Annotated in this window: 18 protein-coding genes and 3 pseudogenes; 10 read left to right on the top strand and 11 right to left on the bottom strand. The window is 60.6% G+C overall.

The genetic code is table 11. The annotated features are described in order from the left end of the window. Positions 1-58: 58 nt before the first annotated feature. The 3 genes from ACLD1Y_RS21105 to ACLD1Y_RS21095 form a co-directional block, all read right to left on the bottom strand. Positions 59-934: a carboxylate/amino acid/amine transporter gene (locus tag ACLD1Y_RS21105; protein ID WP_429479738.1), complete on the bottom strand. Its 876-nt coding sequence runs from the start codon at positions 932-934 to the stop codon at positions 59-61. 205 nt (positions 935-1,139) lie between these two features. Continuing rightward, the gene (locus ACLD1Y_RS21100) at positions 1,140-1,739 is read right to left on the bottom strand and encodes an FMN-dependent NADH-azoreductase (protein WP_429479737.1); all 600 of its coding nucleotides are present in this window, start codon (positions 1,737-1,739) and stop codon (positions 1,140-1,142) included. Positions 1,740-1,877: 138 nt separating this feature from the next. After that, entirely contained in the window at positions 1,878-2,192 is a 315-nt protein-coding gene (locus tag ACLD1Y_RS21095) for a 3-phosphoglycerate kinase (protein WP_429479736.1), read from the bottom strand. A 49-nt stretch (positions 2,193-2,241) separates the two neighbouring features. On the opposite strand from ACLD1Y_RS21095, the gene ACLD1Y_RS21090 reads away from it, so the two are divergent. The 6 genes and pseudogenes from ACLD1Y_RS21090 (at position 2,242) to aqpZ (ending at position 7,571) form a co-directional block, all read left to right on the top strand. Beyond that, positions 2,242-3,165, top strand: a complete 924-nt coding sequence (locus ACLD1Y_RS21090; protein ID WP_429479735.1) for a LysR family transcriptional regulator — start codon at positions 2,242-2,244, stop codon at positions 3,163-3,165. A gap of 14 nt (positions 3,166-3,179) precedes the next feature. After that, the gene (locus ACLD1Y_RS21085) at positions 3,180-3,983 is read left to right on the top strand and encodes an alpha/beta fold hydrolase (protein ID WP_429479734.1); all 804 of its coding nucleotides are present in this window, start codon (positions 3,180-3,182) and stop codon (positions 3,981-3,983) included. 3 nt (positions 3,984-3,986) lie between these two features. Then, positions 3,987-4,550 (top strand): peptidylprolyl isomerase, encoded by a 564-nt coding sequence (locus ACLD1Y_RS21080; RefSeq protein WP_429479733.1) that lies wholly within the window; start codon positions 3,987-3,989, stop codon positions 4,548-4,550. A gap of 93 nt (positions 4,551-4,643) precedes the next feature. Next, positions 4,644-6,461, top strand: a pseudogene (locus ACLD1Y_RS21075) (ABC transporter ATP-binding protein); the annotation flags it as partial. A 2-nt stretch (positions 6,462-6,463) separates the two neighbouring features. Beyond that, positions 6,464-6,601, top strand: a pseudogene (locus ACLD1Y_RS21070) (hypothetical protein); the annotation flags it as partial. 268 nt (positions 6,602-6,869) lie between these two features. Then, positions 6,870-7,571 (top strand): aquaporin Z, encoded by a 702-nt coding sequence (gene aqpZ / locus ACLD1Y_RS21065; RefSeq protein WP_429479732.1) that lies wholly within the window; start codon positions 6,870-6,872, stop codon positions 7,569-7,571. A gap of 56 nt (positions 7,572-7,627) precedes the next feature. Here the strand turns inward: aqpZ and ACLD1Y_RS21060 are convergent, their stop codons facing one another. The 3 genes from ACLD1Y_RS21060 to ACLD1Y_RS21050 all read right to left on the bottom strand — a co-directional run bounded on the left by ACLD1Y_RS21060 (position 7,628) and on the right by ACLD1Y_RS21050 (position 9,334). Continuing rightward, on the bottom strand, positions 7,628-7,876 hold the full coding sequence (locus ACLD1Y_RS21060; protein WP_176996272.1) for a BrnA antitoxin family protein: 249 nt from the start codon (positions 7,874-7,876) through the stop codon (positions 7,628-7,630). Next, the gene (locus ACLD1Y_RS21055) at positions 7,854-8,132 is read right to left on the bottom strand and encodes a BrnT family toxin (RefSeq protein ID WP_429479731.1); all 279 of its coding nucleotides are present in this window, start codon (positions 8,130-8,132) and stop codon (positions 7,854-7,856) included. Before ACLD1Y_RS21055 ends, ACLD1Y_RS21060 begins: the two co-directional genes overlap by 23 nt. A 77-nt stretch (positions 8,133-8,209) precedes the next feature. Further along, entirely contained in the window at positions 8,210-9,334 is a 1,125-nt protein-coding gene (locus ACLD1Y_RS21050) for a GNAT family N-acetyltransferase (RefSeq protein ID WP_429479730.1), read from the bottom strand. Positions 9,335-9,617: 283 nt separating this feature from the next. On the opposite strand from ACLD1Y_RS21050, the gene ACLD1Y_RS21045 reads away from it, so the two are divergent. Further along, positions 9,618-10,964 carry a putative porin gene (locus ACLD1Y_RS21045; protein WP_429479729.1) on the top strand — a complete coding sequence of 449 codons (1,347 nt, stop codon included), beginning with the start codon at positions 9,618-9,620 and terminating at the stop codon, positions 10,962-10,964. Between the two features lie 106 nt (positions 10,965-11,070). Here the strand turns inward: ACLD1Y_RS21045 and ACLD1Y_RS21040 are convergent, their stop codons facing one another. The 5 genes from ACLD1Y_RS21040 to aceK form a co-directional block, all read right to left on the bottom strand. Then, positions 11,071-11,316, bottom strand: coding sequence for an anti-sigma factor family protein (locus ACLD1Y_RS21040; RefSeq protein ID WP_429479728.1), 246 nt, complete (start codon positions 11,314-11,316; stop codon positions 11,071-11,073). Further along, entirely contained in the window at positions 11,310-11,924 is a 615-nt protein-coding gene (locus tag ACLD1Y_RS21035; protein ID WP_429479727.1) for an RNA polymerase sigma factor, read from the bottom strand. The genes ACLD1Y_RS21040 and ACLD1Y_RS21035 overlap by 7 nt, the downstream gene beginning before the upstream one ends. A gap of 150 nt (positions 11,925-12,074) precedes the next feature. Continuing rightward, a complete protein-coding gene (locus ACLD1Y_RS21030) occupies positions 12,075-13,196 on the bottom strand; it encodes a beta-ketoacyl-ACP synthase III (protein ID WP_429479726.1) in 1,122 nt (373 codons plus the stop codon). Between the two features lie 248 nt (positions 13,197-13,444). Beyond that, positions 13,445-17,356, bottom strand: a complete 3,912-nt coding sequence (gene hrpA / locus ACLD1Y_RS21025; protein WP_429479725.1) for an ATP-dependent RNA helicase HrpA — start codon at positions 17,354-17,356, stop codon at positions 13,445-13,447. Positions 17,357-17,426: 70 nt separating this feature from the next. After that, a complete protein-coding gene (aceK, locus tag ACLD1Y_RS21020) occupies positions 17,427-19,142 on the bottom strand; it encodes a bifunctional isocitrate dehydrogenase kinase/phosphatase (RefSeq protein ID WP_429479723.1) in 1,716 nt (571 codons plus the stop codon). Positions 19,143-19,532: 390 nt separating this feature from the next. Here aceK and ACLD1Y_RS21015 point away from each other — a divergent pair, with 390 nt between their 5' ends. From ACLD1Y_RS21015 to ACLD1Y_RS21005, 3 genes and pseudogenes are all read left to right on the top strand, one after another. Beyond that, positions 19,533-21,158, top strand: a complete 1,626-nt coding sequence (locus ACLD1Y_RS21015; RefSeq protein WP_429479722.1) for a methyl-accepting chemotaxis protein — start codon at positions 19,533-19,535, stop codon at positions 21,156-21,158. A gap of 52 nt (positions 21,159-21,210) precedes the next feature. Beyond that, positions 21,211-22,080: a DMT family transporter gene (locus ACLD1Y_RS21010; RefSeq protein ID WP_429479721.1), complete on the top strand. Its 870-nt coding sequence runs from the start codon at positions 21,211-21,213 to the stop codon at positions 22,078-22,080. Further along, positions 22,013-22,258: pseudogene (locus ACLD1Y_RS21005) on the top strand (DUF1615 family protein); the annotation flags it as partial. The gene ACLD1Y_RS21010 and the pseudogene ACLD1Y_RS21005, both read left to right, overlap by 68 nt. Positions 22,259-22,298 lie beyond the last annotated feature (40 nt).

Raw genomic sequence — 22,298 nt, 5'->3', positions numbered from 1 at the left:
CGCAGCCTTCTTTTCTGAAGCAGACTTTCACTGCCGCCCCCCCTGTGTAGCAGGCCCGTTACTTGGCAGGCGTGCTTCCTGCCACACTTTTTGCACCCAACCGACTAATCCACACCGCCCCCAAAATCACCAACCCACCCAACGCCAGCCGCCCCAGCGGCTCGTGCTGGTTCCAGATCAGCAAGTTCAGCAACAACCCCACCGGCACATGCAGGTTGTTCATCACTGCCAGCGTGCCGCCCTGCACCAGGCAAGCGCCCTTGTTCCACCAGTACATGCCCAGCGCGGTACTGACCAAGCCAAGGAACACCAGCACGCCCCATTGCAACGGCGCATCGGGCAGGTAGTTGGCCTTACCAAACAGCAGGAACGCAGGCAGCACCACCAGCAACGCGCCGACGTAGAAAAAGCCGAAGCGTCGGTAATGCGGCTGGTCACTCGGATAACGCGCCACCAAGTGCTTGTACATCACCTGCCCGGCGGCATAGGTGAAGTTGGCCAGTTGCAGCAGCAGGAAGCCACCAAGGAAGTGCGCCGTGATCTGGTCGAAGCGAATCACCGCCGCACCGGCCACGGCCACCAATGCGGCGAGCAATGCCCAAGGGTTGAAGCGGCGGTTGAGGGCGTCTTCGATCAACGTCACATGCAGCGGCGTGAGGATAGTGAACAGCAGCACCTCCGGCACTGTGAGCACGCGAAAGCTTAAGTAAAGGCACACATAGGTCACGCCGAATTGCAGCGCGCCGATCATCAACATGCCGCGCATGAAGGAAGGCTCCACCGAGCGCCAGCGGGTCAGCGGGATAAACACCAAGCCGGCCAGTACCACGCGCACCAGCACCGCGAAGTAACTGTCGACGTGACCGGCGAGGTATTCGCCGATCAAGCTGAAGGAAAATGCCTGAATCAGGGTGACAACCAGTAGATAGCCCATGCGCGCCTCGTTTCGAATGGGCGGGACATTAAAGGTTTTCGACGGGTGAAGAAACTCAGGGCAAAAAAAACCCGACCTCGCTAAAGCGTCAGTCGGGCAGGAGCACTCAGGAGCAGAAGTGCAAAGGGAGGTCTGTTACGCGTACTTGAAGGGTTTGCGTGGAGCGATATAAACACCGCGGGATTATCTGACGATTAAAGGATCCTCACGCGACCTGGGCGAGTAGCGCCTTGGCGTGGTTGATGCCCTTTTCTTGGAAGTCACCGCTCAAGTTCACACCCTCGGCGTGAATGAAGGTGACATCGTGAATCCCGATAAAGCCCATGACCTGGCGCAGGTACGGTTCCTGGTGATCGGAGGTGGCACCGGTGTGGATACCGCCGCGAGCGGTGAGCACGATGGCGCGCTTGCCGGTCAACAGGCCCTGTGGCCCGGTGGCGGTGTACTTGAACGTCACACCGGCCCGCAGCACGTGGTCCAGCCAGGCCTTGAGGGTGCTGGGAATCGCGAAGTTGTACATCGGCGCGGCCATGACCAGCACGTCGGCGGCCAGCAATTCGTCGGTCAGTTCGTTGGAGCGTGCCAGGGACGCCTGTTCGGCAGCGTTGCGTTGGTCCGCAGGTTTCATCCAGCCGCCGAGCAGGTTGGCGTCCAGGTGCGGCACCGGATTAAGCGCCACGTCACGCACAGTGATCTGGTCTGCCGGGTGGGCGGCCTGCCACTGGCTGATGAATTGTTGGGTCAGTTGGCGGGAGATCGAATCCTGCTGGCGGGCGCTGCTTTCGATGATCAGAACGTTGGACATGGCTTCGTAGGCTCCATCTGAAACTGCTGTAAGTCGATGGAGAAAAGATTAACCAGGGCTCATTCGATTAAAAAGCGCAAAAAACTGCTATAACCCATCTATAAATTTGTTTATAAGCGGAGCATGCTCCGCTGCTGATTACTTCGGCGCGCAAGCCAGCGCGATGCGCATCTTGATAATGGCGCGATTGAACTTGGCCGTGGTGTTAGTGCTTTTGCCCGCCGGTACCGTGACCGTACGGCGGCGCGGCGATTCCGGGCCGTTGGTGAAGGTTACCGAGCACACCGCGTCTTGGGTGCCGTAGTTATTGAGTTGGATCGAGCTGATGTCGCCGTCCACATCGGAGGCGGTGTAATCGACTTGCACACCGTCGATCTTTTTTGTCACGTCGATGGGGTAGGCAAACGCGCTCATCGGCAGCAGCGCCAGCAACACACAACAGAATTTTCTCATTCGGCAGTCTCCAATAAGGACTGTCAGCTTAGGACAAGAGGACCCTATCTTGAAAGCGCCCCGCGTTACCCTCGATCAATGGCGCACGCTGCAAGCCGTGGTCGACCATGGCGGCTTCGCCCAGGCGGCCGAAGCGCTGCACCGCTCGCAGTCCTCGGTGAGCTACACCGTGGCCCGCATGCAAGACCAGCTTGGCGTACCGCTGCTGCGCATCGACGGGCGCAAGGCCGTGCTCACCGATGCCGGTGAAGTGCTGTTGCGCCGCTCCCGCCAACTGGTGAAAAACGCCAGCCAACTGGAAGACCTCGCCCACCATATGGAACAGGGCTGGGAAGCCGAAGTGCGCCTGGTGGTGGACGCCGCCTACCCCAATGCGCGACTGGTGCGCGCCCTCTCCGCCTTTATGCCGCAAAGCCGTGGTTGCCGCGTGCGCCTGCGCGAAGAGGTGCTGTCGGGCGTTGAAGAGCTGTTGATGGAAGGCGTGGCCGACCTGGCCATTTGCGGCTACAGCATCTCTGGCTACCTGGGCACGGAGATGAGCGATGTGGAATTTGTCGCCGTGGCCCACCCCGAGCATGCCTTGCACCGCATGAACCGCGAGTTGAGCTTCCAGGACCTGGAAAGCCAGATGCAGGTGGTGATCCGTGACTCCGGCCGCCAGCAACCCCGCGATGTGGGCTGGCTCGGCGCCGAGCAACGCTGGACCGTCGGCAGCCTGGCCACCGCTGCCTCCTTCGTGGGCAGCGGCCTGGGCTTTGCCTGGCTGCCCCGGCACATGATCGAGCGCGAACTCGCCGAAGGCGTGCTCAAGCAGCTACCCTTGGAACAGGGCGGCAGCCGCCACCCCACGTTCTATCTGTATTCAAACAAGGACAAACCTTTGGGGCCGGCGACGCAAATCCTCGTGGAACTGCTGCGCACCTTTGACACCGCCCCGTTGGACGCGCCTTTCGCCGCCCCCCAGCAAGCCTGAAACGGAGTTCATGCATGGCCTGGTTCGACCACGAAGGATGCAGCCTGCACTACGAGGAATACGGCCACGGCACGCCGCTGATCCTGATCCACGGCCTGGGCTCCAGCAGCCAGGATTGGGAGCTGCAGATCCCGGTACTGGCCAGGCACTATCGCCTGATCGTGGTGGATGTGCGTGGCCATGGCCGCTCGGATAAACCCCGCGAGCGCTACAGCATCCAGGGGTTCACCTTTGACCTGTTGGCGCTGATCGAACACCTGGGCCTGCCACCGGCACACGTGGTGGGTTTGTCCATGGGCGGCATGATTGCCTTCCAGTTGGCGGTGGATGAACCGGCTCTGGTCAAGAGCCTGTGCATCGTCAACAGCGCGCCCGAGGTCAAGGTGCGCAGTGCCGATGATTATTGGCAATGGGCCAAGCGCTGGAGCCTGGCGCGCGTGCTCAGCCTGGCCACCATCGGCAAGGCGCTGGGCGACCGGCTATTCCCCAAACCCGAGCAAGCCGACCTGCGCCGCAAGATGGCCGAACGCTGGGCAAAAAACGACAAACGTGCTTATCTCGCCAGCTTCGATGCGATTGTGGGCTGGGGCGTGCAGGAACGACTTTCGAGGATTACCTGTCCAACCCTGGTCATCAGCGCCGACCACGACTACACCCCCGTGGCGCAGAAAGAAAACTATGTAAAACTGCTGCCCGATGCGCGACTGGTGGTGATCAAGGATTCCCGCCATGCCACGCCCTTGGACCAACCCGAAGTATTCAACGCAACCCTGCTCGATTTTCTAGAGACAGTCGAAACCACTACCCAGGATCACTGACCCATGCTGAAAAAAATCGCCTTCTTTGCCGGTTCTGTTCTGTTCGCTGCCAACCTGATGGCCGCTGAGCCTGCCAAGGCGCCCCACGTGCTGATCACCACCACCAACGGCGACATTGAAATCGAACTGGACCCGGTCAAGGCGCCCATCAGTACCAAGAACTTCCTGGCCTACGTGGACAAGGGTTTCTACACCAACACGATTTTCCACCGCGTGATCCCGGGCTTCATGGTCCAGGGCGGTGGTTTCACCGCACAGATGTCGCAAAAGCCGACTGAAGCGCCGATCAAGAACGAAGCCAGCAACGGCCTGCATAACGTCCGCGGCACCCTGTCCATGGCCCGCACCTCCAACCCGGACTCGGCCACCAGCCAGTTCTTTATCAACGTGGCCGACAATGCCTTCCTCGACCCGGGTCGCGATGCCGGTTACGCCGTGTTCGCCAAAGTGGTCAAGGGCATGGACGTGGTCGACATCATCGTCAACTCCCAGACCACCACCAAGCAGGGCATGCAGAACGTGCCAATCGATCCTGTGTACATCAAGTCGGCCAAGCGCATCGACTGAGGTAACAGGGCTTTATTCAGGTAGCCCCGTGCGGTGCCCACAAGGCGCCGCGCGTATTTGAAAGGAGAGCCCGCCCTGCGGGCGTCATACCTAATGCTCTATCGTCGTTTTGAACAACTGATCGATATCTTCCGCGACGCCCCAAGCGCCGCCCCGCCCGACAAAGTCCTGCCCTTCTACCTCTACTACCTGCGCCAGGTGTGGCCGCATTTTGCCGCGTTGCTGGTGGTGGGCCTGATCGGCGCGCTGATCGAAGTGGCGCTGTTCAGCTACCTGAGCCGCATCATCGACCTGGCCCAAGGCACGCCGCCCGCCAACTTCTTCCAGGTACACAGCACCGAGCTGATCTGGATGGCGGTGGTCGCCCTGTTGCTGCGCCCGATCTTCGGTGCCCTGCACGACCTGCTGGTGCACCAGACCATCAGCCCCGGCATGACCAGCCTGATCCGCTGGCAGAACCACAGCTATGTGCTCAAGCAGAGCCTCAACTTCTTCCAGAATGACTTCGCCGGGCGCATTGCCCAGCGCATCATGCAAACCGGCAACTCCCTGCGCGACTCCGCCGTGGCGGCGGTGGATGCGATCTGGCACGTGGCGATCTACGCCATCAGTTCCCTGGTGCTGTTTGCCGAGGCCGACTGGCGTCTGATGATCCCGCTGGTGACCTGGATCATCTGCTACAGCCTGGCCCTGCGTTACTTCGTGCCACGGGTGAAGGAGCGCTCGGTGATCTCCTCCGAGGCGCGCTCCAAGTTGATGGGGCGCATCGTCGATGGCTACACCAACATCACCACCTTGAAGCTGTTCGCCCATACCCAGTATGAGCAGCAGTACGCCAAGGAAGCGATCATCGAGCAAACCGAAAAAACCCAGTTGGCCAGCCGTGTGGTCACCAGCATGGACATCGTGATCACCAGCATGAACGGCCTGCTGATCGTCACCACCACGGGCCTGGCGTTGTGGCTGTGGACCCAATCGATGATTTCGGTGGGCGCAATTGCCCTGGCCACCGGTTTGGTGATCCGCATCGTCAACATGTCCGGCTGGATCATGTGGGTGGTCAACGGCATTTTCGAAAACATCGGCATGGTGCAGGACGGCCTGAAAACCATCGCCCAGCCCCTGGCGGTAATCGACCGTGAAAACGCCCCGCGCCTGAACGTGCCCCATGGCGAAGTGCGCTTTGAGCAGGTGGATTTCCACTACGGCAAAAAGAGCGGAATCATTGGCGGGCTGAACCTTACGATCAAGGCCGGGGAAAAGATCGGCCTGATCGGCCCCTCTGGCGCGGGCAAGTCCACCCTGGTCAACCTGCTGCTGCGCCTGTATGACCTGCAAGGCGGGCGCATCCTGATCGACGGCCAAAACATCGCCGATGTAGCCCAGGAAACCCTGCGCGAACAGATCGGCATGATCACCCAGGATACTTCCCTGCTGCACCGCTCGATTCGCGACAACCTGCTGTACGGCAAGCCGGACGCCACCGACGAAGAACTCTGGGCCGCCGTGCACAAGGCCCGTGCCGATGAGTTCATCCCGTTGCTGTCGGACGCCGAAGGCCGCACCGGGCTGGACGCTCACGTGGGTGAACGCGGGGTGAAACTCTCCGGCGGGCAGCGCCAGCGCATCGCCATTGCCCGCGTACTGCTCAAGGACGCGCCGATCCTGATCATGGACGAAGCCACCTCGGCCCTGGATTCGGAAGTGGAAGCGGCGATCCAGGAAAGCCTGGAAACCCTGATGCAGGGCAAGACCGTGATCGCGATTGCGCACCGATTGTCGACCATTGCGCGGATGGACCGCCTGGTGGTGCTGGAGAAAGGCCAGATTGCCGAAAGTGGCAGCCATGCCGAGTTGCTCGCCCATGGTGGGTTGTACGCGCGGCTGTGGCAGCACCAGACCGGGGGGTTTGNGCGCGGATGGACCGCCTGGTGGTGCTGGAGAAAGGCCAGATTGCCGAAAGTGGCAGCCATGCCGAGTTGCTCGCCCATGGTGGGTTGTACGCGCGGCTGTGGCAGCACCAGACCGGGGGGTTTGTCGGCATCGACTAATAATCTACAGCTCAAACACAGTTCAAAATGTGGGAGCGGGCTTGCCCGCGATAGCGGAGTGTCAGTCAATGCGTCTGGCGACTGATACACCGCATTCGCGGGCAAGCCCGCTCCCACATTTGATTGAGCCTCTCCCACATTCGGCCACTGGATTTGCGCCACAACCGTGCTGTACTCACAGCAGTGCCCAGACGGGCGCTGAAGTAAATCTGCAGGGAGCATCACTGATTTACTGATTCGGTAGAGCGATCTATCAAGGACGTGTTGCATGTCTTTGTTCAAGCGTTCAATCACAGAGGGGTTAGGAACGTTTTGGCTGGTGTTGGGCGGTTGCGGGAGTGCGGTGTTGGCCGCAGCGTTTCCCGCAGTCGGGATCGGGTTATTGGGGGTGGCGCTGGCATTCGGGCTCACGGTGCTGACCATGGCCGTGGCCATCGGGCATATCAGCGGCTGTCACCTCAACCCGGCGGTATCGGTAGGGCTGGTGGTGGGCGGTAGGTTTCCGGCCAAGGAGTTACCGGCCTATATCGTGGCGCAGGTCGTCGGCGGCACGATCGCCGCTGCGCTGTTGTACTTCATTGCCAGCGGCAAGCCGGGGTTCGAACTGGCGTCGGGGCTGGCGTCCAACGGATATGGTGAGCATTCGCCAGGTGGTTATTCGATGGCGGCGGGGTTCGTGTGCGAGCTGGTGATGACGGCAATGTTCGTCGTGATCATCCTCGGCGCCACTGATCGCCGCGTGCCGAAGGGCGTTGCCCCGTGCGCCATTGGCCTGGCGCTGACATTGATCCACCTGATCTCCATCCCCGTCACCAACACCTCGGTCAACCCGGCCCGCAGTACAGGCCCGGCCTTGATCGTCGGCGGGTGGGCGATCCAGCAATTGTGGATGTTCTGGCTTGCGCCGATCCTGGGTGCGGTGATCGGTGGCTTCACTTACAAATGGTTGGGCAAGGAGCCACCGGGCTGAGGCAAAGCGGGTTCAGCCCTGTCGAAGAGGTAGGGTTGAACCCTTTGGTGTTTAACTCAGCCCTGATGCGCCTGCATGTACTGACGCAATAGCTGATTAATCCGAGTCTGGTAGCCAGTGCCTTGGCCTTTAAACCATTCCAGCACATCGGCATCGAGTCGAATCGTGACGGCCTGCTTTACCGGAACACGCAGTTCGGCACGACGGAAAAACTCGGCGTCCAGCTCAGGAATATCGCTGGTATCGATCTCTTCATCATTCATCTTGGCCAAGCGCTCCCAATCAGTTTTCGATGTTTGCGTCATAGTATTTGGCCTCCTTCTTGGTTGCTTTTCGGGCGGAAATGATACGGACCACATCACCTCGGCGTTCGGTGTATACGACTACACCCACTAACAATTTTATCCAGCCAATACCAACCCAACGCTCTTCGCCATAATCTGCTCGATCATCGCGTAAGGCCAGCATTGGATGCCGAAAGATATCGGGGACGTCATTAAAATCGATGCCGTGCTTGGCGATGTTCGCTTTATTCTTGGATTCATCCCACTCAAAAACCATGGCACATCCTGTATGTACTTTTGTACATACAGGATAGTGATTTGATCCTTTTTTGAAAGCACCGCCAGACCAGCGGTTCAGCCCTGCCGATACGGCAACGCCGTCCGCGCCTCTTCGGCATACGCCACAATCCCCACCCGCTCACGCGCCAGGAAATCCTCTACGGCATTCTTCAACCCTGGGTGGCGCAAGTAGTGCCATGACCGCGTGATCACCGGCTCAAACCCGCGAATCAATTTGTGCTCGCCCTGGGCGCCGGCGTCGAAGCGTTGCAAGCCGTGGGCGATGGCGTAGTCCATGCCTTGGTAGAAACAGGTCTCAAAATGCAGGCGGTCGAACTCTGCCAGGCAGCCCCAGTAACGACCGTAGAAGCTGTCGCCACCGATCAAGCTGAACGCCATCGCCACCGGCCGCGTGCCTTGCTTGGCCAGCACCACGCGGATGGCCTCGGGCATGCGTTCGGCCAGCAGGCTGAAAAACGCGCGGGTCAGGTAGGGCGATTGGCGGCGCACCGCGTAGGTATTGGCATAGCAGGCGTAGACAAAATCCCACTGCGCCTCGCTCAGTTCATGGCCTTGCAACCACTCGAAGTCGATGCCCTGGCCCGCCACTTGTTCGCGCTCTTTGCGCATCTGCTTGCGCTTGCGTGAGCTGAGGGCGTCGAGGAAGTCCTGAAAGTCGCGATAGCCCCGGTTCTGCCAATGAAACTGGCAGCCCAGGCGTTGCAGCCAGCCCGGTTGTTGGGCCAAGGCCGTATCGGCCAGTTCATCGGTGAAGTTGATATGGGCACTGGAGAGCCCTTCGATTTCCAGGTAGCCCGGCAGGCTTTTGAGCAGTTCGAAACCGTCTTCGGCACTCGCAGCCAACAACCGCGGGCCACTCACAGGGCTGAACGGCACCGCCGTCAACAGCTTGGGGTAGTACTCAATGCCGGCCCGCTCGCAGGCGTCGGCCCAGCCATGATCGAACACGTACTCACCATAGGAATGCCACTTGCGATAGCTGGGCAGTGCCGCCACCAGTCGCTCGCCCTCCCAGTGCAACAGATGCTCCGGTTGCCAACCCGAGTGCGGGCCCACGCTGCCACTGTCCTCCAGCGCACTCAGGAACGCATGCCGCACGAACGGCTGGGCGTCCGGCACCAGTGCATCCCAGGTTTGCGGGGCGATTTCGGACAGGCTGATCAGACGTTGCAGCGGCATCGGCATCCTCATTGCTCAGGGGCGTGAAAGCTTCGCGAGTATCGCCTATCGACGGCCCTGATACACCCTCGAATCACGTGACAAGGCTCTAAACCAATAGTTCCAATCCTAAATAATTTGTCATCTAGATGACATCACTTAGCCACTGCGCCGTCATAAACGATCGTGATACTGACGCCTGTTTTTAGAGCGCCTGGTTCTAGCAGGTGGTTATTTTTCCGTCCGCCATCGGTCGGTTGTGTCCTGGATGGTTTGCCATCCCTCCTCACCTTCGGAGATTGATATGCGTCTTGCTTCCACTAAAACTGCGGCGATCCTGTGCGGCGGCCTGTTACTGGCCCTCAGCGTTCCGGCCGGCGCTGCAGTCGACGCCAAGTTGCTCGACATGCTCAAGGCCAACGGCCAGATCACCCCGGCGCAGTACACCGAACTGCAAGCTGAACTGGCCAATGACCAGAAAGAAAAGCAGATCGCACGCCAAGCTCAACAAGAGACCAACGAACAGATCGCGGCCACCGCGAAGAAAACCAACGAGCTGAGCACCTTCGACCAGAAACTGGCGTGGGCCGCCAAGACTCAGTTCAAGGGTGACGTGCGGGTTCGTCAGGAGACCGTCAAGGTTGAAGGTTCGCCAAACAACGGTGGCAAGGACAAGGATCGTCAGCGCCTGCGTGCCCGTCTGGGTGCCTTCACCGAAATCAACTCCCAAGTGGACAGCGGTATCCGTATCGCCACCGGCAGCAGCGAAGACCCGCGTTCCACCAACGTGGATCTGGACGGCTACTTCGTCAAGAAAGCACTGTGGCTGGACCTGGGCTACATCGACTACCACCCGGACCAGATCAAGAACCTGCACGTAATCGGCGGCAAGATGCTGCAACCGTGGGTCAGCATGGGCGATGTAATCTGGGACACCGACGTGAACCCGGAAGGCCTGGCCCTGACCTACAAATACCCATTGGGTAGCAGCGCCGAGCTGTTCGGCAGCGCCGGTACCTACAGCCTCAAGGACAACGTCAACGGCGAAGGCGTGCAATTTCGCAACGACCTGCGCATGAACGCTGGCCAGTTGGGCGCTCGCTTCTCCGTGACCGACAACCTCAAAGTCACCGTGGGCGGCAGCATGTACGCCTTCCAGAATGACGAAGACAGCCGTTGCCCGACAGCGGGCTCCGTGGCTTGCCTGACGCCACAGGAAACCGTCCTCAACACCGTCGCCGGCAATGCCAGCGAGTACCGCTTGTACGAAGGCTTCAGCCAAGTCGATGTCGGCGGCCTGGCTGTACCGTTGTCGTTCTACGGTCAATACGTGCAAAACACCAAAGCCACTGACAGCGACAAGGACACTGCCTGGCTGGTGGGCGCCAAGTCCAAAGTGTTTGGCTTGAACCTGGACTACAACTATCGCGACATTCAGCGTTATGCCGTGGTGGGTGGCTTCACCGACTCGGACTTCGCCGGCGGTGTCACCGGTTCACGTGGTCACAAATTCAAGGTCGGTTACGACATCGACAAAAACTTCGCCATCGGCGCCACTTACTTCCTGACCAAGGCCGATTACTCCAGCGCGCCTAACTACCGGGATGCGAAGGTCAACACCCTGCAGCTGGACGCCGAAGCCAAGTTCTAAATGTTTGTGTAAAAGCCTTGGGCCAGGACGGCCCGAGGTCGCTGCAACAGTCTTACGTGGCTGGACCGGTCCCCATCATCCGTCCGATCCCGCCACGCAGGCCTGTTTACTCCCCGCCTTTCTGATCCTTGAGCCGCTCGTCAGCCAACCGCTGGGCCAAGGTATCCACGCCCTCCACCGGCTCATCCGGCATTATCTTCAGCGTGGCCTGCATCAGGCGCATCTGGCGGATAAAGCGTCGGCAGTTCGGGCAAAACATCAAGTGATGACGCACCAGCAGGCGTTCGCGAAAGGTCAACTGCCCATCGAGAAAGTCACTGGAACGTGCCACTTGTTCTTTACAGGTCAACATTCGCCCGTTTCCTCAAAATGCTCCACCGTGGCGAAGACTTTAAGCCGTGCTCGATGCAACAGCACACGGACATTGGAGAGTGACAGTGCCAGGAGATTACAGATCTCTTCCAACTCCAGGCCCTGGCGTTCACGCAGTACCAGCACGCTGCTTTGCATTTCCGACAGGCTCAGCAGGGTATGCTCCAGGCAGTCGCGCAGTTCATCTTCGGTCAGCAAGGCTTCGGGGGTGTCTTGGTGCCAGGCATAAGGGGCGACGGCCCAGTGGCCATCGTCCGGGGTGAAGCGATCGTCACCGATAGTGCCATGGGGTGAAGGCAGGTCATCGAGCAGTACTTCGCGGCGGTTCTGCTTGTAGCGGCCCTTGGCAGCGTTGGCCGTGATGGTCAGCAGCCAGGTCTTGAGACTGGAGCGCCCTTCGAATTTTGAAAGGTTACGCACCACCGACAGCCAGGCGTCCTGGACGATTTCGTCGGCATGACGCTGGCCGACAATCGCATAGGCCACCGCACGCATGGCGCTCTGATACGTGGTGACCAACTCCTTGTAGGCCCGCTGCTCACCCTTGAGCAGGCGCTCAAGCAAGTGCGCGTCGTCGGCTGCTGCCATGGTCTACCTCAATTTCACCTTGAGAATGCAATTCAATGTGGGAGCGGGCTTGCTCGCGAAGGCGGTGTGTCAGCCTGCACATTTTTCTATGACCCACCGCTTTCGCGAGCAAGCCCGCTCCCACATTTTTGACCGCGTACGACCCAGCTATCAGCGCTTGCGCAGAATCACGCTGCCGATCGAATAACCCGCGCCGAACGAGCTGAGCACCGCAACGGAACCCTTGGGCAGATCATCCTGGTATTTGTGGAACGCAATCACCGAACCCGCCGAGCTGGTGTTGGCGTAAGTGTCGAGGATCACCGGTGCTTCTTCCACCGTGGCTTCGCGGCCCAGCAGTTTCTTCACGATCAGGTGGTTCATGCTCAGGTTGGCCTGGTGCAGCCAGAAGCGTTTCACATCGGCCACGTTCAGCTGGTTTTCGGCCAGGTGCACGCCGATCAACTCGGCCACCATCGGGCACACGTCACGGAACACCTTGCGGCCTTCCTGTACGAACAGTTTGTCTGGCGCGCCGATGCCCTCTTCCGCTGCGCGGTTGAGGAAGCCGAAGTTGTTGCGGATGTTATTGGAGAACTTGGTCAGCAGCTTGGTGCTAACGACGTCGAACTGATGCTCGGAGGTCGCAAGGTCTTCGCGCTCCAGCACCACAGCCGTGGCTGCATCGCCAAAGATGAAGTGGCTGTCGCGGTCACGGAAATTCAGGTGGCCGGTGCAGACTTCCGGGTTGACCATCAGGATTGCCCGGGCCTGGCCCAGGGCGATGCTGTTGGCCGCATTCTGGATGCCGAAGGTGGCCGAGGAGCACGCCACGTTCATGTCAAAGCCGAACCCTTCTATACCCAGGGCTTCCTGGACTTCGATGGCGATGGCTGGGTAGGCGCGTTGCAGGTTGGAACACGCGACGATCACGCCGTCGATATCGGCAGCGGTCTTGCCGGCGCGTTGCAGGGCTTGTTCGGCAGCGCCGACGGCCATCTGGCAGAGCACCGACCATTCGTCGTTGCTGCGCTCAGGCAGGCGCGGGGCCATGCGCTGTGGGTCGAGGATACCGTCCTTGTCCATCACGAAGCGGCTCTTGATGCCCGAGGCTTTTTCGATGAAGGCTGCGCTGGATTCAGTCAGCGCCTGCACCTCGCCGCGCTCGATGGCGGCGGCGTTGTCGGTGTTGAATTGCTGGACGTAGGTATTGAAAGACTGCACCAGCTCTTCGTTGGAGATGCTGTTGGCCGGGGTGTACAGGCCGGTGCCGCTGATCACGACGTTATGCACGGTCGTTCCTCTAAATCTGTCAGGCAGGGATTATTGGTACCTTCGTACCAAACTGTAAGTAGTCCGATTCCGCCCGGCGGACATCAAACTGGCAACGCTTTATTCCATCGCGCCGTGGCTGCAACAGCCAGCCTGTAACGACGATCCCGGCATTTATAGGCGCGAAGTTTGCCACAACCCTCGGAATTTGGCGCTATATCCCAGACAAGTACCATGCTCCCACAGACACATTGGAGCTGTTTTGGCCTTCAGGCTTCGACCTGGCTCCACTGTTTGCTCAGGCGCTTGTCAGAAATCGGCACCTTGGTGCCCAACTGCTGGGCAAACAACGACACGCGGTATTCCTCCAGCCACCAGCGGTAAAGCTCCAACTGAGGATCGCGCTTGCCTTCCTGGGCGTGTTTTTTCAGGCGGTTCTCGTATTGCGCCCACAGCCCGCTGAGTTCGCCGCTCCACACTCGGTCCTTTTGCACCTGGCTGGGCAGTTTCTCCAGGCGCAGTTCGATGGCCTTGAGGTAACGCGGCAGTTCCTTGAACCATTGCGCCGGCGTTTCGCGGACAAAACCGGGATACACCAAATGGCTCAATTGCAGCTTGATATCGTTCAAAGCCACCGCCTGGGCCAGGTCGATCTTGCCCTTGAAGCGCTTTTGCAGGCCATGCCAAAGCTTCAGCACTTCCAGGGTCAGGCGCGCCAGACGTTCGGCGTGTTCGGTCCAGCTGCCACGCTTGCGCTCGGCCAACGCGGCCAAACCAGCGCCGTCACGTGGCAGGCTGGCTTCACCCTCCAGCACACAGGTGTCGAGGCTGGCCAACAAGATGTCTTCTACCAACGCGTCGATACGGCCCAATTCGCGGTACATCAGCCCCAGTTCAGTCAGGCCCGGCAGTTTGCCACGCAGGAATTTCGCCGGCTCCGCCAATTGCTGCATCAGCAAGCGCTGCAAGGCGCGGCGGTGCTGGAACTCAGCCTCGGCGGCGGTGGAGAACCGCCCTTCCTTGACCGTGCCGTTTTCTTCCACCAGCGCCGGATACACCGTCATCGACAGGCCAGCGATCTTCTGTTGGGTCTTCTCGGCCACCGCCGCAAACACCTTGGCCTCCACCGGTTGCTGGCTTTTCGCGGTTTGCGGCACGGCCAAGGCAGCCTGGCTGGCTTGTGCAAAACGCGCGGTCAGTTCGGCCAGGTCGCGGCCTTCGCCGAGGAACTTGCCCTGGCCGTCGACCACTTCCAGGTTCATCTTCAGATGGTTTTCCACCTGCTGCGCGGCCTCGGCCCAGGCTTCATCGCTCACGCGGGCACCGGTCATGCGCAGCAATTCGCGGCCCAAAGCTTGAGGCAGCGAGCCTTGGCCGAATTCCATACGTTGCAACGCGGCCTTGACGAAGTCCGGCACCGGCACGAAGTTTTTGCGCAATGCCTTGGGCAGGTTGCGCACCAGGGCGATGCACTTGGCTTCGATCACCCCCGGCACCAGCCATTCCAGGCGTTCCGGCGGCAGGGCCGGCAGCAGCGGCGCCGGTACGCGCAGGGTCACGCCGTCACGGGGATGGTTGGGTTCGAAGTGGTAACTCAACGCCAGTTCCAGGTCGCCCAGGTGCAGGGTGTCTGGGTAATGCGCGGCGGTGACTTCGCTGGCCTCGCGGGCCAGCACGTCTTCTTCGCGCATGATCAGCAGCTGCGGGTCTTTCTGGCTGTTGATCTTGTACCAACTGTCGAAGGTCGCGGTCTGGTGGATCTCGGCCGGCAGCCGCGCATCGTAGAAGGCGTACAGGGTTTCTTCGTCGGCCAGGATGTCGCGACGGCGCGCCTTGGCCTCCAGTTCGTCGAGTTGCTCCAGCAGTTGCTGGTTGGCGGTGAGGCACTTGGCGCGGGATTGAATCTCTCCCCGCACCAGGCCTTCGCGGATAAACAACTCGCGGGACACCACCGGGTCGACCGGCCCGTAATGCACCGGGCGGCGCCCCACCACAATCAACCCGAACAGGGTGATCTGTTCAAACGCCACCACTTGGCCGCGCTTCTTCTCCCAATGCGGTTCGAAGTGGTTTTTCTTGATCAAGTGCCCCGCCAGCGGTTCGATCCAGTCGGCGTCGATCTTGGCCACCATGCGCGCATACAGCTTGGTGGTTTCCACCAATTCTGCGGTCATCAGCCATTGCGGGCGCTTTTTGCCGATGCCCGATGAGGGGTGAATCCAGAAGCGTCGCTGGCGTGCACCGAGGTAATCGCCGTCTTCGGTTTTTTGGCCGATTTGGCTGAGCAGCCCGGACAGCACCGCCTTGTGCAGTTTCGGGAAATCCGCCGGCTCTTTGTTGACGGTCAGCTGCATATCGCGGCAGATCAGGCTCAATTGCCGATGGGAATCGCGCCACTCGCGCAGGCGCAGGTAGTTGAGGAAGTTCTTGCGGCACCAGTTGCGCAGCGGGCTGGCGGTCAATGCCTGGCGCTGTTCTTCAAAACCACGCCACAAATTAACCAGCCCGGCGAAGTCCGAATCCGGGTCTTTCCACTGGGCGTGGGCCTGGTCGGCGGCCTGTTGGCGCTCCGGCGGGCGCTCGCGCGGATCCTGGATCGACATGGCACTGGCCACGATCAGCACTTCCTGCAAACTGCCGAGCTTGGCCGCTTCCAACAGCATGCGGCCCATGCGCGGGTCCACCGGCAGGCGCGCCAATTGGCGGCCCAACGGCGTGAGCTGGCTGTTGCGGTCCACCGCTGAGAGTTCTTGCAGCAGGTTGAAACCGTCGCTGATGGCCTTGCCATCCGGCGGTTCGATAAACGGGAAGTCGGTGATTTCGCCGAGGCGCAGGTGCAGCATCTGCAAGATCACGGCGGCAAGGTTGGTACGCAGGATTTCCGGGTCGGTAAATTCCGGGCGGCCAATAAAGTCTTCTTCGCTGTACAAGCGGATGCAGATGCCCGGCTCTACCCGGCCGCAACGGCCTTTACGCTGGTTGGCGCTGGCCTGGGAAATCGCCTCGATGGGCAGGCGCTGTACCTTGGCGCGGTAGCTGTAGCGGCTGATACGTGCGGTGCCGCTGTCGATCACATAGCGAATGCCCGGCACCGTCAGCGAGGTTTCCGCGACGTTGGTGGCCAGCACTACGCGCCGGCCCGGGTGGGACTGGAAAATCCGCTGCTGTTCGGCCGGTGACAGGCGCGCATACAGCGGCAGGATTTCAGTGTGCTTGAGCTGGGCCTTGCGCAGCATGTCGGCGGCGTCGCGAATCTCGCGTTCGCCGGGCAGGAACACCAGCACGTCGCCTGGGCTGCGGCGCTCGCTGCGCTCGTAGGCGGCGATTTCATCGAGGGTGGCGAGAATCGCCTGGTCCACCGTGAGGTCGTCCTCGACCCGGTTGCCCTCCTCGTCCTGTTCCAGGGTCAGCGGCCGATACCAGGTGTCCACCGGAAAAGTACGGCCCGAGACTTCGACAATCGGCGCATCGTCGAAGTGCTTGGAGAAGCGCTCCAGGTCGATGGTCGCCGAGGTGATGATGACTTTCAGGTCCGGGCGACGGGGCAGCAGGGTTTTCAGGTAGCCCAGCAGGAAGTCGATGTTCAGGCTGCGCTCGTGGGCCTCGTCGACGATGATCGTGTCGTAGCGTTCCAGGTAGCGGTCGTTCTGGGTTTCCGCCAGCAGGATGCCGTCGGTCATCAGCTTGATCAGGGTGTTGGAATCGCTCTGGTCTTCAAAGCGCACCTGATAGCCCACCAGCGCGCCCAATGGCGTGGCTAACTCTTCCGCCACCCGGCTGGCCACGCTGCGCGCTGCGATTCGGCGTGGCTGGGTGTGGCCGATCAGGCCGAACTGGCCGCGACCGATTTCCAGGCAGATTTTCGGCAACTGGGTGGTCTTACCTGAACCGGTCTCGCCGGCGATGATCAACACTTGGTGCTTGTTCAACGCCGCTTTGATTTCATCGCGCTTGGCGGCAATTGGCAGGCTGTCGTCATAACGGATGACCGGCAGGCTGGCGCGCCGCGCCGTGACCTGGGCGCAGGAGGCCTGCATGCGCGCAACCCACTGCGCCAACTTGTCCTCGTCGGGTTTCTTGCGCAGCTCAAGCAACTGCCGACGCAAGCGGTGGCGGTCAGCGAGCATGGCGTGGTCGAGGGTTTTGAGCAGTTGGTCGATCGTGGGCGCTTGGTCGGTCATCGGGTACGCAAGGGTCGTCTATTTATGCAGGGGGCGGATTGTCGCAGAAAACCGCCCACCCGCGCGCCCCTCATTCGTTATCGCGGTCCTTTCGCCGGTAGGGGAATACATCGATGACCTTGCCGGAACGAATCGCCTCCTGCAGGCCTTTCCAGTAGTCGGCGTTGTACAACTCGCCGTGCAGTTGATCAAACAACTTGCGTTGGCCTGCATCGGCAAACAGGAACGGCGGGAACTCCTCGGGGAACACATCCAGTGGGCCGATGGAGTACCAGGGCTCGCTGGCCATTTCGTCCTCGGGGGTACGCGGCGCGGGGATGTGGCGGAAGTTGGCCTCGGTGAGAAAGCAGATCTCGTCGTAGTCGTAGAACACCACGCGACCGTGGCGGGTGACGCCGAAGTTTTTCAGCAGCATATCGCCAGGGAAGATATTCGCCGCCGCCAGTTGCTTGATGGCCAGGCCGTAGTCCTCAAGTGCTTCGCGCACTTGGGCGTCGTTGGCATTGTCCAGGTAGAGGTTGAGCGGGGTCATGCGCCGCTCGGTCCAGCAGTGGCGGATCAGCACGCTGTCGCCTTCGACTTCGACGGTGCCGGCGGCCACTTCCAGCAGTTCGGCCAGGCAGTCGGGTTCGAACTTGCTCAAGGGGAAGCGGAAGTCGGCGAACTCCTGGGTGTCGGCCATGCGCCCTACCCGGTCGACACTTTTCACCAGCCGGTACTTCTCGATCACCGTGGCGCGGTTAACGTTTTTCGACGGCGAAAAGCGGTCCTTGATGATCTTGAACACGGTGTTGAAGCCCGGCAGGGTGAACACGCTCATGACCATGCCGCGCACGCCGGGGGCCATGATGAACTGATCATCGGTGGTGGCCAGGTGGTTGATCAACGCACGGTAGAACTCCGACTTGCCGTGCTTGTAGAAACCGATGGAGGTGTACAGCTCGGCGATGTGCTTGCCCGGCAGGATGCGCTTGAGAAAACCGATGAATTCGGCCGGCACCGGCACATCCACCATAAAGTAGGAACGGGTGAACGAGAAGATGATCGATACATCGGCTTCGTCGGTGATCAACGCGTCGATCTGAATGCCCTGGCCTTCACGGTGCAACAGCGGGATCACCAGGGGCCATTGTTCGTCCTGGGTGTAGATGCGTCCTACAAGGTAGGCGCCTTTATTACGATAGAGCACCGAGGAAAACAGCTCGACCTTGAGGTCCGGGTCTTTGCAGACCCAATCTGGCAGGTTCTCCCGTAATTGGGCTTCAAGGCGCCGAAGATCAGCCTCGAGGTCGGCGTAAGGCTCGCTGAAACGGTAGTCGGCGAAGACCTGCGCGAGCATTGCCGGGATGTTGCCGGCGGGTGTGTAGGTGCGTGTCTGCGCGGCCCGGGCCCGGCGCAGGCTGGGTCGGGTGGTGTGGATAAACATGCAGCCGTCGCTGATCAGGTCATGGCTGAACAGGCCACAGAAGATCGAGTTGTACCAAGTCTCGGACAGTTCATCGTCAAAACGCAGGTCAATCAGGCCGATGTAGGCGTTTTTCACCAGGGGCCACAGGTCAATGTCCAGCAACGCGGCGTCATCGAAGCTGGTGCGCAAGCGGGTGGTGACTTCGCCCACCTTCTCTTCATACAAATTGATCCGTGCCGCCGACGCCGCCTGGCCCTGTTGCCACTGGGCTTTTTCGAAGCGCTCGCGGGCGCCATCGGTGATCTGGCGAAAGTGCTCACGGTAATCGTCGAAGCCATCGAGGATCATCTGGGCGATAGCGAGGGCGGGCTGGGACATGCGGGAAACCTCTACGGGCATCTGGAAGACCTGAGCTTAGCCAGTGTAGGAAGGCAGGAGAAGGCTGATTTTTGGTACCCCGTTGTACAACTTCACACACTCCGTACATTTATTTTCAACTTTCATAATTCGACCATCCGGTCAGCTACTGCACCAAAAAGTCGCACGACATTTCATCGCCGCGCCTGCAACGCCGTGGCTTGGCGCTTTGACGGTGAAATAGCGCACGTGTCACTGGACCCCTCGGCCATGTAACCGACTTGATACATCGTAAGGGAAACCCTGATTACCACCTTGATGGCACTTTGATATATAGCGCGCCCTTTCCCACCCTAACAAGGTCCAAAGACCGAGCCGGGAACAGGTTTTAATCGCCCAAGGAGCATTGAGATGTCATTGAGGAATATGAGGATCGGCCTGCGTGCCGGTCTGAGTTTTGGGGTATTGGCCAGCCTGTTGGTTATCGTCGGTCTGTTTGGTCTGGGCCAGATGGCCAAGCTAAGGGAAAGCGCGCTGATCATCGAAGAGTCGTGGATGCCAAGCATCGAGAACATCCACGACAGTGCGGCGTATGTCGCGAGCATCCGCCTGGAATCGCTGCGCATGGCGACCACCGACGAATCACGGATTCGCGACAACAGTAAAAACCTGATCACCCGCCAGCGCACCGAGCTGCAAACCCTGCTCGACCATCACGAAACCCTGCTGAGCAACGACGCCGAGCGCGAATTGCTCAAGCAGCTCAAGGGCAACGTAAACACTTACCTCACCCTCGTCGGGCAGATGGTGACGTTGGTGGACAAGGACCAGCAGCAGGACGCCATCGACCTGCTCAACACCCGTTTGGCGCCGCAAGGCGTGGTCCTCAACAAGAGCCTCGAAGAGCTGATTACGTTCAACCAGAACGGCGTGGAAGCGGCCGCCGAATCGGCTGCCCAGGCCTACTCCAGCGCGCAATGGGTGGTCGGCCTGATTATCGCGGCAGCCTTGCTGGCAACGCTGCTGCTGGCCTGGCTGTTGACCCGCAGCATCACCGCGCCGATCAGCCAGGCCTTGACCGTGGCCCGCACGATTGCCGCCGGCGACCTCAGCCAGCCGATTGCCGTCAGCGGCAAGGACGAACCGGCCCAGTTGCTCACGGCCCTGGCCACCATGCAGGCGCAGTTGCAATCCACCATCCGTGGCATCAGCGAGTCGGCGCAGCAGTTGGCGTCTGCCGCCGAAGAGATGAGTTCGGTGATGGAACAGAGCACCCGTGGCCTGCAAGCCCAGAACGATGAAATCGAACAGGCCGCCACCGCCGTAAACCAGATGAGCGCGGCGGTGGATGAAGTGGCGGGCAATGCGGTGTCCAGCGCCGAAGCATCCAAGGCCTCAGACGAAGACAGCAAGCACGGCCACTACCAGATCAGCGAAACCATCAGCTCGATCCAGAACCTGGTGGACGAAGTGCTTGGCGCCTCGAACAAAGCCGAAGGCCTCGCGGTGCAGGCCCAGGACATCAGCAAGGTATTGGAAGTGATCCGTGGCATTGCCGGGCAAACCAACCTGCTGGCCCTCAACGCAGCCATTGAAGCTGCGCGGGCGGGCGAGGCCGGGCGCGGCTTTGCGGTGGTGGCCGACGAGGTGCGCTCCCTGGCGCAGCGCACCCAGGACTCCACCGAAGAAATCGAGCAGATGATCAACGGTATCCAACAAGGCACCCAGGGCACCGTCGACGCCCTGAACAGCAGCGCCGAGCATGCCGGGCAAACCTTGCAACGAGCCAACAGTGCCGGCAGCGCCCTGGAAAAAATCACGGCGGCGATCTCGCAGATCAGCCAGCGCAACCTGGTGATCGCCAGCGCTGCCGAGCAGCAAGCCCTGGTGGCGCGAGAAGTGGACCGCAGCCTGGTGAATATTCGCGACCTGTCCACCCAGACCGCCGCCGGAGCGACGCAGACGTCAGCGGCAAGCCAAGAGCTGTCGCGTTTGGCGGTAGACCTCAATGGGCTGGTAACACGGTTTGTCCTGTAATCAGTGAAGGCGGCGTGTAACACTCGCCGCCTGATTGATGTGGGAGTTTTCTGTGAGACCTGTCGACACCCTTTACCTGCTGGGGCTCGCCGCCATTTGGGGCGCGAGTTTTTTGTTTATGCGCATTATCGCGCCGGAAATCGGCGCGATACCGACCGCGTTTTTCCGTGTATCGATTGCCGCCGCCGGGTTGCTGGTGATCCTGGCAATGATGCGGGTGAGCTGGGATTTCCAGGGCAAGTTCAAGACCGTATTGCTGCTGGGGGTGATCAACTCCGGGATCCCGGCAACTATGTACTCAGTGGCGGCCCAGGTGCTGCCGGCAGGTTACTCGGCGATTTTCAATGCGACGACGCCACTGATGGGCGTGTTGATTGGCGGGCTGTTCTTCAGTGAGCGTCTCACCGCCTCGAAAGTCGCCGGGGTGTTTCTGGGCCTGCTGGGCGTGGGCGTGCTGACCCGCGCCGGGCCGGTGGCGTTTGACCTGGAGCTGTTGATGGGGGCGCTGGCTTGCCTGTTGGCCACCACCTGTTATGGCTTTGCCGGTTTCCTCGCACGGCGTTGGTTGGACCAACGTGGCGGGCTGGACAGCCGTCTCTCCGCGCTGGGCAGTATGCTCGGCGCCACCTTGTTTTTGCTGCCGCTTTTCGCCTACAGCGCCATCAGCCAGCCGCCCGCCAGCTGGGGTGGAGGGCAGGTGTGGTTGTCGCTGCTGGGCTTGGGGCTGGTGTGTACGGCGCTGGCCTACGTCCTGTACTTCCGCTTGTTGTCCGCCATCGGGCCGGTGAAATCGATGACGACCACCTTTTTGATCCCGCCATTTGGCGTGCTGTGGGGCGCGTTGCTGCTGGATGAGCCGTTGTNATATGCGCAACCCCAGCATCCGCAGCCAGTTGGAGCAGGGCCAGCAGTTGGACTTTGACGAGACCACCCTCTACAAGCGTGTGTTCGCCCTGGCCGATACGGCCGCCGGCAAGCCGATGCCACGGGCGATCCTGCCGGGCATCGTGCTCAAGAGTCCAAAGATCACCCGCAACCTCACCACGGCGTGGTTTGCCAAGCGGGTGGATGAGCGCTACCAGCGCTGCATGAAGCGCTGACGGTGGTTGTGGTGAGCGGGCTTGCCCCGCTCACCACAAC

The sequence above is a fragment of the Pseudomonas sp. 18175 genome, from assembly GCF_050432925.1.
Lineage (GTDB): Bacteria > Pseudomonadota > Gammaproteobacteria > Pseudomonadales > Pseudomonadaceae > Aquipseudomonas.
This window is presented reverse-complemented; position numbering and strand designations above follow the sequence as displayed.

Excerpts from the sequence above, each read along its gene's own strand:
- ACLD1Y_RS21080 (WP_429479733.1), top strand. The coding sequence starts at position 3,987 with ATGCTGAAAAAAATCGCCTTCTTTGCCGGTTCTGTTCTGTTCGCTGCC.
- ACLD1Y_RS21095 (WP_429479736.1), bottom strand. The coding sequence starts at position 2,192 with ATGAGAAAATTCTGTTGTGTGTTGCTGGCGCTGCTGCCGATGAGCGCG.
- ACLD1Y_RS21035 (WP_429479727.1), bottom strand. The coding sequence starts at position 11,924 with ATGGCAGCAGCCGACGACGCGCACTTGCTTGAGCGCCTGCTCAAGGGT.
- ACLD1Y_RS21055 (WP_429479731.1), bottom strand. The coding sequence starts at position 8,132 with ATGGTTTTTGAGTGGGATGAATCCAAGAATAAAGCGAACATCGCCAAG.
- ACLD1Y_RS21045 (WP_429479729.1), top strand. The coding sequence starts at position 9,618 with ATGCGTCTTGCTTCCACTAAAACTGCGGCGATCCTGTGCGGCGGCCTG.
- aqpZ (WP_429479732.1), top strand. The coding sequence starts at position 6,870 with ATGTCTTTGTTCAAGCGTTCAATCACAGAGGGGTTAGGAACGTTTTGG.
- ACLD1Y_RS21060 (WP_176996272.1), bottom strand. The coding sequence starts at position 7,876 with ATGACGCAAACATCGAAAACTGATTGGGAGCGCTTGGCCAAGATGAAT.
- ACLD1Y_RS21040 (WP_429479728.1), bottom strand. The coding sequence starts at position 11,316 with ATGTTGACCTGTAAAGAACAAGTGGCACGTTCCAGTGACTTTCTCGAT.
- ACLD1Y_RS21050 (WP_429479730.1), bottom strand. The coding sequence starts at position 9,334 with ATGCCGCTGCAACGTCTGATCAGCCTGTCCGAAATCGCCCCGCAAACC.
- aceK (WP_429479723.1), bottom strand. The coding sequence starts at position 19,142 with ATGTCCCAGCCCGCCCTCGCTATCGCCCAGATGATCCTCGATGGCTTC.
- hrpA (WP_429479725.1), bottom strand. The coding sequence starts at position 17,356 with ATGACCGACCAAGCGCCCACGATCGACCAACTGCTCAAAACCCTCGAC.
- ACLD1Y_RS21085 (WP_429479734.1), top strand. The coding sequence starts at position 3,180 with ATGGCCTGGTTCGACCACGAAGGATGCAGCCTGCACTACGAGGAATAC.
- ACLD1Y_RS21105 (WP_429479738.1), bottom strand. The coding sequence starts at position 934 with ATGGGCTATCTACTGGTTGTCACCCTGATTCAGGCATTTTCCTTCAGC.
- ACLD1Y_RS21015 (WP_429479722.1), top strand. The coding sequence starts at position 19,533 with ATGTCATTGAGGAATATGAGGATCGGCCTGCGTGCCGGTCTGAGTTTT.
- ACLD1Y_RS21100 (WP_429479737.1), bottom strand. The coding sequence starts at position 1,739 with ATGTCCAACGTTCTGATCATCGAAAGCAGCGCCCGCCAGCAGGATTCG.